A 13,510-nucleotide genomic window follows, 5' to 3' on the forward strand; every position below is an offset into this window, starting at 1 on the left:
CCTTCGTTACATCTCTATCGTCGCCGGCTTCGAACCGTCGTCTGGTTTTTTTCGGTTAAACCAACCGGAAATCCGGTTTTTCCAGCTTTCGATCATTTCATAGACGATCGGCACGACGACCAGCGTGAGAATGGTCGAAGTCGTCAAGCCGCCGATAACGACAACCGCAAGTCCTTTGGAAATCAAGGTGCCATGCGCAAATCCAAGCGCGAGCGGCAGCAGCGCCATGATCGTCGCCGCAGCGGTCATAATAATCGGGCGCAAGCGGACCTTGCCCGCTTCCATCAGCGCGTGGCGCACCGTGTACCCTTCTTCCCGAAGCTGCTGCACCCGTTCAAGCAGTACGATGGCGTTCGTAACGACGATCCCGATCAGCATCATGAAGCCGATCATCGACGTGACGTTCAGCGACTCCCTTGTCATGAGCAGCGCCAGCAAACCGCCGATAGCCGCAAGCGGCAGCGAGAACAGAATGGCGAACGGCGCCGAGGCGTTGCCAAAGGCCAGCACCATGACCAGATATACGATAAATACCGCGATGGCCATCGCCATATACAGTTGGCTGAAGCTTTCGTCGGTGTCCTTGTTGACCCCTCCGAGCTCGCGTGTTACCCCCTCCGGCAGCTCGAGGGTCTTCAGAGCCTCGTTCACTTGGAGACTGACGCCGTTTTTATTCGGGCTATTGATTTTCGCGGTGATGGAGACCTCTTGCTTTTGGGTTTTCCGGGAAATGCTCGCCGGAGCCTCCACCTCGCGGATTTTGGCCACTTCGTTCAAATAGACGGTTCCCGTTTTCGTTGAAATCGGAAGCCGGCCAAGCTTCTCAAGCGTATCTTTATCCTTTTTACTAAGAGAAACGGTTGTCTTGTACGTTACGTCGTCCAGCTTAATATCGCCGAGTTGCTGCTTCTGAACCCAGCCCCGAGCCGTTTCGCGGATCGTGCTGACATCTAAGCCGTACGTACGCGCTTTTTTCTGGTCCACAACGATATCGACTACGGTTTTGGCATCACTTAACGCGTCCTTCACTTCATAAAGCTCCGGGAACTCCGCCAGCTTCTTCTTGATAATCCCCGCTGCGGCAACCAAATCCTTCTGATTGTCTCCGTACAGGGTGTACCCGAAGTCAGTCGTAGACGGACCTCCTCCGCCGAGAGAAGAAGGAAGAACTTCGGAACCCTTCGGCAGCTCGGCCAAAATCGCGTTCTTGAATTGATCCCTGACTTGATCGGGCTTCACATTATCGTTCATTTCCACAAAGAGCTGGAACGCATAGGGTACCCGGTCGTTATTAGGCCCGTCTCCACCGTTATACCCGACGAGCGCCTCCACGTAACGGAATACGGGATCACCGTTGGAATCCTTGCTCTCCGTCAGCATCGCTTCCAATTCCTTGGATTTGAGATCGGTCGCAGCATAGGAGGTCTCGTAGGGAAGCTTCACGGTATAGTACATATTGCGCGGTTGAGCGCCGTCCGGAAAAAAGGCGATAGCCAAATTAGGTATGGTAATGACGATCGAAAGGATAAACAGAACGCCCGAAATGAGCAGCGACTTGATCCGGTGCGTCAATGACCACTCCAGAATCGATTCGTACATTAAAGTGAATCGGCCGACTTTCGTTTCGTCGTGCGCTTTGAATTGCTTGCCCCGCAGTACCAGCAGCTTGGCGAGCATCGGAATGACGGTCAATGCCACCAATAACGAAGCCATCAAGGCAACGGCTATCGTAATGGCGAACGGCCGGAAGATTTCGCCGACAATTCCGCTGACCATCCCGATCGGAGCGAATACGGCCACGGTTGCAATCGTCGAGGACGTAATGGCCATGGCCACCTGCCTGGTCGCCATCAGGATGACCGATTCGTTGCGCTCCTGCGCTTTTTCCAGTGATGTATAAATATTTTCGATTACGACGATCGAATCGTCCACGACCCGTCCGACGGCGATAAACATACCGCCTAGCGTCATCATGTTGAGCGTGATGTTTAAATACTGCAGCAGCATCAGCGTGATCAGCATGGACAGTGGAATCGAGACGAGAACCACAAGCGTCATCCGCACGTTGCGCAGGAAGATAAGAATCATGAGCGAAGCGAGCAGCGCGCCCATCACGCCTTCCCGCAGCATGCCGCTGATCGATTCCTTCACTTCGTCGGCCGTGTTAAAGATCGAGCGGAAGGTGACGTTCGGCATCGTCGTCTTCCAATTGCTCATCAGCTTGTCTGCGGCATCTGAAAACTCCACCGCGTTTGCATCGCTTGTTTTAAACAAATGAATACCGAGCGCTGCCTTGCCGTCGAGTCTGGCCATGAATTTGGAGTCCGTCACGGCGGAAACTTTCGCCACTTGAGACAAAAGGACCGTTCCGCCGGAGGCTAGGTTCAGCTCCAGCTGCTCCAAAGCGTACAAGCTGTCCAAATCGCCGGATACGCGGGCCATCTTATCGTTACCGCTCAGCTCGACGGAGCCGATCGGGCCTTTGGACAGCGCGGATTCGATCGAAGCTATCACCTGCGATGGCGTCAAGCCGAAGGCGCTCAGGGCGTCGGCATTAAGCTGGATGTCCATCGTCGTTTCCCGGTTGCCGATGGCTGTAATATGGTCGATGCCTTTAATGCCTTCGAACCCCGGTTTGATCTTGTCCTTATACAGCTTGTCGAGCTCGGTTTGACTCACGCCTTCGTTCGCCGACACGACCAGATAATAGGCCGGCATCGACGAGAACCCGAACGTCATGGCCTTCGGCCTTTGCGCCGTAGAAGGTAAACTGACATCCTGGATCAAGTTTTCGACTTCTCGCTTTTTCTTGTCCAAGTCTACCCCATGCTTGAACATCACCGTGATGAAAGAATTGTTGTCGTTAGAGGTCGAAGTCAGCTGGTCAAGGTCCGGTATATTCGCCAGCTTATCTTCGATCGGCTTCGTCACGTTGTCCATCACATCTTTTGGCGATCCCGGGTAGGTCGTGCTGATGAAAACCGCAGGGAACGAGATGTTAGGGTAGTTCTCCTTCTTCAGCTTCGAGGCCGAAAACATCCCGCCGCCGAGCAGCATGGCGACGATGATGATAACTGCCGCGACGTTCTTCATCGAAAATTTAATCAGTCCGTTCATTCCACTCCTCGCTCCTTTATAAATGTCCATCCGATTCTGGAAATTACTTTACCTTGCAAATATGAACGGAGCGTGAACCGGACAAAAAAAAGATCAACCCGATTTGGTTGATCTTTCACGTTGTTATTTCTTGTCCGATGCGTGACGCTTGCCGGAGAAGCTGGGCAGCGTAACCGTAAAGACGGTGCCCTGCCCGGGCTTGCTGCGCACCTCGATCGTGCCGTTATGCAGATCGACGATTTTTTTCACGATGGCAAGTCCCAGTCCGCTGCCGCTTTTTTCCCGGTTCCTGGCCCGGTCCGCCTTATAAAACCGGTCAAAAATGCGGGCCTGATCCTCCTCGGAGATCCCGATGCCCGTATCGCCGATCCGGACCTGAATCCGGTCGGTGCCCGGGAGCAGCCGCACCCGCACCATGCCGCCCTCCGGCGTGAACTTCAAGCTGTTGGCGATCAGATTCATCCACACTTGACTGAGCTGATCCGCATCGGCATAAATTTTCGCCGTGGGCAGCGTCAAGTCGAGCTCCAGTTTTTTGGCCGACCAGATCGGCTCCGTGGCTACGATGACGCTGCGAAGCTGTTCGTCCAGCGCATACGTCGACGGGTGAAACGGGTGATGCTCCGATTCAAGCGAAGCGAGCTTGAGCAAGTTCTCGCTGAGCCGGGACAACCGTTCCGCCTCCGTCTGAATGATCTCCAGATATTGCCGACGCTCCTCCTCCGACATCGCCTTCTCCCGCAGCAGCTTGGAAAATCCGGCGATCGACGTAAGCGGAGACTGAATCTCGTGTGAGACGTTGGACACGAAATCCTGCCGCATCCGCTCCATCTGCTTAAGCTCTCCGGCCATCTCGGTGAAGCTTTGGGCAAGCTCGCCCAATTCGTCCTTACGAAATTTCCAATCGAAGCCGATATTGAAATCGCCCTTGGCCATCCGCCTGGCCGCTCGGGTCATGCGCTTGATCGGTTTGACCAAATAACGGCCGGCCACCAGGATGAAGACGCTGCCGATAATCAGGGCGTTGATAAGCGAGATGTTCAAATAGCTTGACAGGAGCCGATCGGACTTGTTCGTGGCCGGCTGCAAAAACATCGCATACGAATGGCCTTGGAACTTCACCGGGTAACCCAGTACGCTGACATCCATGCTCGACTCGTTCCAAACCTCATCCCCGCGCAGCACCTGGGCGATTTCCTGCGGAGTGATGACCTTTCTCGTCTCGACATCGGTATATCCGTATAACGCTTCTTTGCCTGCCTCGTCGTATACCCTGATGAAGAAAGGCCTGGCAAGCTTGCGGTTAAGCATATACATATTGAAATCGACATTGTCCGTCGCTTCATAGGTTTCGATCAAATCTTGAGCCACCAGGGTCATGTCTTCCCGGAGCTGCGCGTTCAGTCTCTCCGAGAAAATAAGGCCCATAATCAAAAAAGCGACAACTAACCCGAAGATGACCGCCGCCAAATACACGAGCACCATTCGCGTGTAGAGCGTCTTGATCATCCGTTCACCTCAAGCTTGTAGCCAAGCCCCCGGATGGTGCGGATGGAGAAGCTGTCCGTCTCGTCCGCAAACCGTTCTCGGAGCCGCTTAATATGAACGTCCACAGTACGGTCGTCCCCCTCGTAATCGTGTCCCCAGATTTGTTCGATGAGCTGGTTCCTTGTAAAAATTTGATTCGGGTGGCTCGCCAGCTTGTAGAGCAGCTCGAATTCTTTGAGCGGAAGCGTTAGCTTCTCGTCGCCTTTCAGAACCTCATGGCTTCTCTTGTTCAGCTCGATCCGGCCGAATTGCACGGTTTCCGACGCATGGATCCGGTATCGCTTCAGAAGCGACTTCACCCGCACGACCAGCTCCAACGGATCGAACGGCTTGACTAAATAATCGTCCGTTCCCAGTTCGAAGCCCTTGACCTTGTCTCCTGTTTCGCCCTTGGCGGTTACCATCAGCAGCGGAAGATCCGCCTGCTGCATCCGAATATGACGGCTCAGCTCCCAGCCGTCCATAAACGGCATCATAATGTCGAGGATGACCAGCTCCACCCGGGTTTCCTGCAGCAGCTTCCAGGCGTCCTGCCCGTTCTCCGCCTCCAGCAGGCGGTAGCCCTCCTCGCGCAGACTGACTCGGATCAGCTCCCGAATATGCCGGTCGTCATCCACGATCAATACGGTAATCATCAAAAGTCCCCCCAAAAACCGAAAAATCCGGTAAATCACAGTACCTTCATGATAATGGACTCGCAGGCCGTATTTCAAGTAAACCTGCTTCTAAATAAAACTTTACAAATTGGCGGGTCCAGCTAACGGATTTTGGGGATAGCAAAAAAAATCGTCCCTCCGGCCGCCAGGGACGGAGGAGGACGATCTTCAGGGTTAACGTGATTTACCGGTTCAACAGGCTGCCGACATACCGCAGCAGCTCATTGGCCGAGGCGGTCGTATAGCCGTGTTCCTCGACAAGACGCTTGATGACTTCGTTGATCCGCTTTAACTGGTTTTCGTCGGGCGTTTTGGTAGACGTCGTAATTTTGACAATGTCCTTCAGATCGGCGAACAGCTTCTTCTCGATCGCTTCGCGCAGCCGCTCATGGCTGCTGTAGTCGAACCGCTTCCCTTTGCGCGAATAGGAGGACATCCGGATCAATATCTCCTCGCGGAACGCTTTCTTCGCATTTTCCGATATGCCGATCTGCTCTTCGATCGAACGCATCAGCCTCTCGTCCGGGTCCATCTCTTCACCGGTCAGCGGGTCCTTGATTTTGGTCCAGTTGCAGTACGCCTCGATATTGTCGAGGTAGTTGTTGAACAGCGTCTTCGCCGATTCGTCGAACGAGTAGACGAACGCTTTTTGCACCTCTTTCTTGGCCAGTTCGTCATACTCCTTGCGCGCGATGGAGATGAAGTTCAAGTACCGCTCCCGCTCCTCCTTCGTAATGGATGGGTGCTGGTCCAGACCGTCCTTGAGTGCCCGCAGCACATCCAGCGCATTGATAAATTCCAGACCTTGCCGGATCAGCGCGCTGGAAATCCGGTTGATGACATAGCGGGGATCGATTCCGCTCATGCCTTCCTCCAAATATTCGCTCTGCATCTCCTTCAAATCCGCTTCCTTATACCCTTCGACTTCTTCGCCGTCATACATGCGCATTTTTTTGACGAGATCCATCCCCTGCTTCTTGGATTCCTTCAACCGGGTCAAAATCGAGAAAATCGCTGCGGCCCTCAGTGAGTGAGGCGCAATGTGCACATGCTTCATGTCGCTTTGCTTAATCAGCTTGGCGTAAATTTTCTCTTCATCCGACACCTTCAAATTGTAAGGAATCGGCATAACGATCATCCGCGATTGGAGCGCCTCGTTCTTTTTATTGGCAATAAACGATTTATATTCGGATTCGTTCGTATGGGCGATAATGAGCTCGTCTGCCGAAATCAAAGCGAACCGTCCGGCTTTAAAGTTGCCTTCCTGTGTGAGGGACAGCAGGTTCCACAAAAACTTCTCGTCGCATTTCAGCATTTCCTGAAACTCCATCAAACCCCGGTTGGCCTTATTCAGCTCTCCGTCGAAACGGTAAGCCCGCGGATCGGATTCCGAGCCGTATTCGGTAATCGTGGAGAAATCGATGCTCCCCGTCAGGTCGGCGATATCCTGCGATTTCGGATCGGACGGGCTGAACGTCCCGATGCCTACGCGGTTATCTTCGGACAGCAGCACGCGCTCCACCAGCACGTCTTCGATGCGTCCCCCATAATCATCCCGCAGCCGGATTTGGCAGGAGGGGCACAGGTTGCCCTCGATCTTTACGCCGAATTCCTGCTCGACCTCGCTTCTCAGCTCATGCGGAATTAAGTGCAAAGGCTCCTCATGCATCGGGCAGCCTTTGATCGCATGTACAGCACCCTGATCCGTACGCGAGAACTGCTCAAGTCCGCGCTTGAGTATCGTGACAATGGTCGACTTCCCGCCGCTGACCGGCCCCATCAAAAGCAAGATCCGCTTGCGGACGTCCAACCGACGCGCCGCCGAATGGAAATATTCTTCCACCAGCTTCTCAATCGCAGAATCGAGCCCGAAAATCTCTTTTTCGAAAAAGTTATACTTTCGACGCCCATTTTCCTCCAGGATGCCGTGGGAGGCAATCATTTCGTACACCCGTGCATGCGCCGTCATAGCCAAATGCGGATGCCGGCGGAGCATCTCGATGTACTCGGCGAAGGTTCCGGTCCAGGCCAGCCTTTCGGTTTCCGTGCGATAGTTGGCGATTTTCTTGAATATATTCATGATCTTGACCTCCTACGAGTTTTGCTTTAGCAAAACTGGCTTCGAAAGGATACGCTTATGGGTTTTGCACTAAGCAAAACCGGCTTCGAAAGGATACGCGCTTCGAAACGATGCGTAACGCCGATAGCCGCCGCTTCCGGGCTTCGGCCCCGGCTTCTTCTTCGGATTTGAAGTGTAATAAATACCTATGCAGAAAGCAAAGGGAAGTTGACCGAAAATTTCTGACAAAATCGGAAAAGAAGCGCGTAGGCTTGCCCGGACGGAAAGACGAAAGGAAGGGCGAAACGGTGGGAATTTTTAAGCGCGGCGGAGGCGCATACCGGGGCGTGGGAATATCCGGGGAGCCGTTACGGGCGCCCCTCGACTTGGAGGCGCCGGACGGCTTCTTTTCGCGCCCGATGCAGTCTTGTTTTGATCGTCGTGAGCGGGAGCTTTAAATAGGAGGCGATTTCGCCGGGCTTCAGTTCGTATTTTGCCTTAAGCAGCAGCACATCCCGAAACGGCAAAGGCATCTCCAGAATTTTCCCGAACATTTCGCGGCTATCCTCACGCCTCAAATACTCCTCCTCCGCGGACGTATGGGCCTTCTCCGTCTCGATCCTGTCCATAACCGTAACTTTGCGAAAATAGGAGCTTCTCCGATAATCGAACACGGTATTGCGGGTGATCGTGAGCAGCCATGCCCGGACGGAGCCGTCGCCCCGAAACGAAGCGATTCGGCGGTAAGCCTTCAAAAACACATCCTGGGTAATATCGTCGGCCACATCGTGTTTACGTGTTAATCCGTAGGCATAACTCCATACCTCGCGGCGGTGTTGTTCCATCCATGATCTAAAAAGAGCCTCATCCTTGGAGGACGGGCGATTTTCCAAGTTACGACAATTGCTGGTTTGTTCTAATTTTTGCGGCATCTCTATCCAAGCCTCCTCCGACAAACGAGCGCTTCCGGAGCGCTTTTTTTCTTTATTATGAACTCCATTACTTAACGATGAACTAAGAAAAGTTAACGAAATTCTTAAGATTTTCTATATAAAGACGAAAAAAAACGCGCCAACCCCTGCAGGTTCGACACGTTTCATGTACAATTTCTTAAGAATTGGCCTTCTCCCCCAGGACATTCAGGCGCACCGTAAAGACGGTTCGCTCCTCGTCGCTGGATGCGACAATGGTTCCTCCGTGCAGCTCGACGATGCTTTTGGCGATGGCCAAGCCGATGCCGGAACCCCCGGTATGCGTCGCGCGGGATTTCTCCACGCGGTAAAACCGTTCGAAAATATGAGGCAGATCGGTTTGCGGGATCGTTTCGCCGTAATTGATGATCTGGATCACAGCTTCGTTCCCTTCCTTGAAGCCCAGCACCTCAAGATATTTCCCTTCACTGCCGTACTTGATCGCATTGGAGATTAAATTCTCGAATACCCGCCGGAGCTTATTGCCGTCGGCCATGACCAGCAGCTGCGGCTCGAAAAAGGTCATATGCTGCTCGATCCCGGCCTCCTGAAGCTGCAGCCGGAACTGCGCGAAAAGCTGGCGCATCATTTCGACCAGATTGATCGGAGCCTTCTGGATCGTCGCCCCCGTAATATTGCTTAAGCGGGTATATTCGAATAGATCCTGAATTAATTGAAACATCCGCTGCGATTCCTCGTATGCCATGTTGACATAATAACGCAGCTCCACTTCGTCCCGATAACGGTCCTGCTCGATCAAACCGAGATATCCGGTAATCGAAGTGAGCGGAGTCCGCAGATCGTGGGAAACGTTCGTAATCAGTTCGTTCTTGGTGGACTCGGCCCGCCGTTCCTCGTCGATCGACGTCTTGAGCCGCTCGACGACCTGGTTGATGTTCCCGGCCAACTGGCCCAGCTCGCCGATGGACTGCACAGGCACCTTATGATCGAAGTCGCCGTCGGCGATCCGCTGTACGTCCTCGATAATATGGATCAGGTATCTGTGGTAGCGGGCGTCTTTTTCCCGTTTGAAAAAATATATGGCCGACAGCATAAACAAAGGCAACGCTGTAAGATAGTAAATATCGGGGTAACCGATATAATAATTTATCCAAATAAACAGCGAATTTAAAGACAGCTTGGAAAAATAAATCGACTTGGCGATCGTCGAAATGACCGCCAGCACGACCGCAGTCGTTAATACGCTCCAGAAGAGCGGCACCGCGACTCTCCAGTTAGTTCTCAATTTTGTAGCCTACCCCCCACACCGTGTGAATCAGCTTTTCTCCCGCCATTTCCTTCTCCAGCTTCTCGCGCAGCCGGCTGATATGCACCGTGACGGAGTTGTTCGCCTCAAAATATTTTTCTTTCCAGATCAGCTCGAAAATTTCCTCCGATCCGAAAACCCGGCCCGGGTGGCTGGCAAGCAAAAATAAAATGCCAAATTCGATCGGCGTCAGCTTGATCGGGCGCTCGTCAATCGTAACGGCATGGTTGCGTTTATCGATTTGCATCGATTTGATCTTGATGATCCCCTCCGCATCCGGCTGAGCTGTCTGCGCGCTGAAATACGACCGCCGCAGCAGCGACTTGACCCTTGCTACCAGCTCCAGCGGGTTAAAGGGCTTGCCCATATAATCGTCGGCCCCCGTCATCAGGCCTAAAATTTTGTCCATATCCTCGTCCTTGGCGCTTAGCATCAGGATCGGCGTCGTCTTGTCCTCGCGGATTTTGCGGCACACCTCCATGCCGTCCAATTCGGGCATCATCACGTCCAAAATGACCAGATGGACGGTCTCCTCCTCGATCCGTCTTATGGCGTCGATTCCATTATGTTCCTTAATCACCTCGTAGCCTTCATTTTTCAAATAAATTTCAAGCAAATTCGCGATTTTGTGATCGTCGTCGACGATGAGGATGCGTTTGTTCATTCAATTCTACCTTCCTTAACCGGTTAGTTTAACGGCAGATTACCACGTTCCGGGAAGGAAATCAACGACTCGGCTTTTCTCGATGCCGTACAACCATACGGATGTCTTCCTTCATCATGCTGCGGACATATCGCTTCCCCTCCCCTTTTCTGGCGGCAATAACCTGATCGTCCCCGTCACGGTTAACGATTCCTAGCAAAGTGCGCTTCCTTACTTTACCGCCTGTTCGTTAACCGAAAGCTAAGTAAAGCTTACGAAAAGGTTACGCTTCCTTGCTAAAATCTAACAATACCGGACAAGCCTTGATTCCTGAATCGTCCCGTTGTATGTTCATCCTAAGAACAAGAAAGCGATGTGATCGATTCGATGGGTTTTTCGGTCAAAATGATTCGGCAAGAGGATCAAAAAACGGCGAGCTGGTCGGGAGGAGCCACGACGCAAATGGCGATCTATCCGGAAGACGCGTCATATGAGCAGCGGAATTTCGACTGGCGAATCAGCAGGGCGGCGATTCATGCGGAGGAGTCCGTCTTCACGAGTCTGCCCGGCTACCGGAGATTGCTGATGGCAACGCAAGGCGAATTTGTGCTGGAGCACGAGCAGCAGCATACGGCCGTGCTGAAGCCTTTTGATCAAGACCGCTTTGACGGGGCTTGGACGACCCGATGTCGGGGAAAGGGGAACGACCTCAACGTGATGCTGGGGCCCGGCTACTCGGCCGACATGCTGCCTGTTCTGGTCCGCGATTGTTATAGAGAGGATGTGCAGCGTTCGGGGCCGGCTGCGGATACGGTGAGCTACGAATGCATACATCCGGTTGACGGGGATGTGGAATTTTCATCGGGCAGCGATTTGTCCGTTGTGCTGCGTCAAGGAGACTTGCTCATTTATAAAATCAACGGATGGCCGGAGAAGCCGATAGTGTTCCGCTATGCGAAGGCTGGGGCTCCAGTTCATGTGGTACGCATCACTATCTGTCAAGAAGCGGGCGGATCAAAATAAAAAACGACGGGGGCCCTTGTAAACAAGGACCTCCGCCATAAACTAACCGATTGCCGCAAACTTGATGCACACGGGCTTGGACACATCCAGTCTGTCCCCCGTAGGAAGAAGCTTCCCGGTTGCCGAGTCCCGCGCGAACGTCACGATTTGATTCGAATCCCGGTTGGCTACGAGCAGGAAGCGTCCGTCCGGCGAAAGCGCGAAGTTCCGCGGATGTCCTCCAAGCGTCGAAGCATGCTCGACGAGCGTGAGTTTGCCGGTCGAGGAGTCGATGGCATACACCGCGATGCTGTCATATCCGCGATTGGAGCCGTACAGAAATTTGCCGTCCGGCGAGATGTGAATATCGGCGCACGCATTATCCCCTTCATATGAAGCAGGCAGCGTCGAGACGGTTTGTATTTCGCCAAGCTTACCGTTCTCCGGATCGTAGGAGAATGCCGTGATCGTTGAACTCAGCTCGTTGATAACATAGCCGTAAGGCAGTGACGGATGAAAAACAAAGTGCCGCGGTCCCGACCCGGGCGCTACCCGAACTTCGTCATGAGGAAGCAGTTGTCCGGCAGCGACGTCGAGTTTGTAAGTAAAGACGCGATCCAGCCCCAGATCGCAGACGACGGCGTAGCGGTTGGAACGGTCGACGAATACGGAATGCGCGCGCGCCTGATTTTGCACGGGCAGGACGCTGGAGCCTTCGTGCCGGCGGATGTCCGCGGTCTTGCCTATGCGTCCGTCCTCCAGCAGCGGGGACAGCCCGATCATGCCGCCGTGGTAGCTTGCGACCATGATGTATGTATGGGTGCGGTCCAAAGTAATATGACACGTCGTCGCCGGCACCGTCAGTTCTTTGCCGAGCAGCGACAGCTTGCCGGTTTCGGGATCGAATCCGTATACCGCGGCAGCCCCGCAGCGCTTGCCTTCGGAATCGGTTCCTTCCGTTATGGCATATAGCTTCAAGCCTTCAACATTCACATCCAGAAACGTCGGATTCTGCAGCCCGGCCGTTTGATCGGTCAGCTCGAGACTTCCGGTATCGGGATCGAACCTGCAGGCGTACAAGCCCGGGTCGGCTGCATCCGCATACGATCCCAAAAAAGCGAAGATCTTCTTCTTGCTCTCCATTCAAACACCTCTCTATCTCATTCATGTCCTATAGGCATTATCGCAAATCCGCCGGCCTCAGGCAACCGGGCCACATGTTAAAAGGGACCTCCCGTAAGGAAGGCCTGAGTTTGTTAAGAAAGTGGTCAATTGAGATAATAGAGGTTACGATGGGGCGGGGTATCCACTTCCGACCGCTGTTGTCCTCGGGAAATTTGATTGGAAGCCGCTTGTTAGCGGACATTTCCCGAAGACAAAGGCGGCCGCTATCGCTTCTCCAGTGGATACCCCACCTCCGTTTGCATCTCTATTTTTGTAAAAGCCCACTTTCTCAACAACTTTAAGGACCTCCCATAATAGAAGGTCCTTGAAGTCTAAATAAATGTCGCGTCGCGGACCCTTTTCCGGAGCGCCTCGTTCGGGTTACAAATTAGTACGCGCTGCTAGACTGCTCGCCTTTGACGATCGATACACCGGAGCTGGAGCCGATCCGGGTAGCTCCCGCTTTAATCATCGCCTGGACATCCTCCAGGCTGCGCACGCCGCCGGACGCCTTCACTCCGATGTCAGGACCTACCGTTTTGCGCATCAGCGCGATATCCTCTGCCGTAGCTCCGCCGGTCGAAAAGCCCGTCGACGTTTTCACAAAATCCGTGCCGGCCTTCACCGCCAAACGGCAGGCCCGCACCTTCTCTTCGTCGGTCAAGAGGCAGGTTTCGATGATGACCTTTGTCAGCGCCTTGCCTTTGGCTGCTTCCACAACAGCCCGGATGTCCTGTTCCACCAGATCGTCCTGCTTATCCTTAAGCGCTCCGATATTGATCACCATGTCGACTTCCGTCGCTCCGGCAGCGATAGCTTCCCGGACTTCGAACGCCTTCACTTCCGGCATGGTCGCCCCCAGCGGAAAGCCGATGACTGTGCACACCTTCACGTCGGGCGTGTCCTTCAGCACTTCATAAGCTGTCTTCACCTGTGCCGGATTGACGCACACCGAGGCGAAACGGTATTGCTTCGCTTCCTCCGCCAACCGGATCACCGCCTCACGGCTAGCATCGGCTTTTAATAAGGTATGGTCGATCAATCGAGCGATTTCGTTCGTTGTCATCTGCTTACTCCTCCGTT

Annotated in this window: 10 protein-coding genes; 1 reads left to right on the forward strand and 9 read right to left on the reverse strand. The window is 53.6% G+C overall.

Annotated elements, in window-relative coordinates:
• Positions 1 to 6: 6 nt before the first annotated feature.
• The 7 genes from ET33_RS22270 to ET33_RS22300 form a co-directional block, all read right to left on the reverse strand.
• Positions 7 to 3,117 carry an efflux RND transporter permease subunit gene (locus ET33_RS22270; protein WP_036686922.1) on the reverse strand — a complete coding sequence of 1,037 codons (3,111 nt, stop codon included), beginning with the start codon at positions 3,115 to 3,117 and terminating at the stop codon, positions 7 to 9.
• Between the two features lie 123 nt (positions 3,118 to 3,240).
• The gene (locus ET33_RS22275; protein ID WP_036686926.1) at positions 3,241 to 4,626 is read right to left on the reverse strand and encodes a sensor histidine kinase; all 1,386 of its coding nucleotides are present in this window, start codon (positions 4,624 to 4,626) and stop codon (positions 3,241 to 3,243) included.
• Positions 4,623 to 5,300, reverse strand: coding sequence for a response regulator transcription factor (locus tag ET33_RS22280; protein WP_036686931.1), 678 nt, complete (start codon positions 5,298 to 5,300; stop codon positions 4,623 to 4,625). The genes ET33_RS22275 and ET33_RS22280 overlap by 4 nt, the downstream gene beginning before the upstream one ends.
• A 205-nt stretch (positions 5,301 to 5,505) precedes the next feature.
• Entirely contained in the window at positions 5,506 to 7,401 is a 1,896-nt protein-coding gene (locus ET33_RS22285; protein ID WP_036686936.1) for a PrkA family serine protein kinase, read from the reverse strand.
• Between the two features lie 347 nt (positions 7,402 to 7,748).
• Positions 7,749 to 8,312: an RNA polymerase sigma factor gene (locus ET33_RS22290; RefSeq protein ID WP_051775515.1), complete on the reverse strand. Its 564-nt coding sequence runs from the start codon at positions 8,310 to 8,312 to the stop codon at positions 7,749 to 7,751.
• Between the two features lie 178 nt (positions 8,313 to 8,490).
• Complete coding sequence (locus ET33_RS22295; RefSeq protein ID WP_036686939.1) at positions 8,491 to 9,597, reverse strand: sensor histidine kinase; 1,107 nt, start codon at positions 9,595 to 9,597, stop codon at positions 8,491 to 8,493.
• Positions 9,587 to 10,282: a response regulator transcription factor gene (locus tag ET33_RS22300; RefSeq protein ID WP_036686942.1), complete on the reverse strand. Its 696-nt coding sequence runs from the start codon at positions 10,280 to 10,282 to the stop codon at positions 9,587 to 9,589. Before ET33_RS22300 ends, ET33_RS22295 begins: the two co-directional genes overlap by 11 nt.
• A 354-nt stretch (positions 10,283 to 10,636) precedes the next feature.
• Here ET33_RS22300 and ET33_RS36590 point away from each other — a divergent pair, with 354 nt between their 5' ends.
• Positions 10,637 to 11,284: a HutD/Ves family protein gene (locus ET33_RS36590; protein WP_051775516.1), complete on the forward strand. Its 648-nt coding sequence runs from the start codon at positions 10,637 to 10,639 to the stop codon at positions 11,282 to 11,284.
• 42 nt (positions 11,285 to 11,326) lie between these two features.
• Here ET33_RS36590 and ET33_RS22310 read toward each other — a convergent pair whose 3' ends face one another.
• Positions 11,327 to 12,406, reverse strand: coding sequence for a lactonase family protein (locus ET33_RS22310; protein ID WP_036686944.1), 1,080 nt, complete (start codon positions 12,404 to 12,406; stop codon positions 11,327 to 11,329).
• A gap of 409 nt (positions 12,407 to 12,815) precedes the next feature.
• Positions 12,816 to 13,493: a deoxyribose-phosphate aldolase gene (gene deoC, locus ET33_RS22315; RefSeq protein ID WP_036686947.1), complete on the reverse strand. Its 678-nt coding sequence runs from the start codon at positions 13,491 to 13,493 to the stop codon at positions 12,816 to 12,818.
• Between the last annotated feature and the right edge of the window lie 17 nt (positions 13,494 to 13,510).

It is taken from the genome of Paenibacillus tyrphae, assembly GCF_000722545.1.
GTDB classification, from domain to species: Bacteria; Bacillota; Bacilli; order Paenibacillales; family NBRC-103111; genus Paenibacillus_G; species Paenibacillus_G tyrfis.

Bases quoted from the DNA above. Each gene is read 5' to 3' on its own strand.
- deoC (WP_036686947.1), bottom strand. From the start codon at position 13,493: ATGACAACGAACGAAATCGCTCGATTGATCGACCATACCTTATTAAAA.
- ET33_RS22280 (WP_036686931.1), bottom strand. From the start codon at position 5,300: ATGATTACCGTATTGATCGTGGATGACGACCGGCATATTCGGGAGCTG.
- ET33_RS22285 (WP_036686936.1), bottom strand. From the start codon at position 7,401: ATGAATATATTCAAGAAAATCGCCAACTATCGCACGGAAACCGAAAGG.
- ET33_RS22300 (WP_036686942.1), bottom strand. From the start codon at position 10,282: ATGAACAAACGCATCCTCATCGTCGACGACGATCACAAAATCGCGAAT.
- ET33_RS22270 (WP_036686922.1), bottom strand. From the start codon at position 3,117: ATGAACGGACTGATTAAATTTTCGATGAAGAACGTCGCGGCAGTTATC.
- ET33_RS22275 (WP_036686926.1), bottom strand. From the start codon at position 4,626: ATGATCAAGACGCTCTACACGCGAATGGTGCTCGTGTATTTGGCGGCG.
- ET33_RS22310 (WP_036686944.1), bottom strand. From the start codon at position 12,406: ATGGAGAGCAAGAAGAAGATCTTCGCTTTTTTGGGATCGTATGCGGAT.
- ET33_RS22290 (WP_051775515.1), bottom strand. From the start codon at position 8,312: ATGCCGCAAAAATTAGAACAAACCAGCAATTGTCGTAACTTGGAAAAT.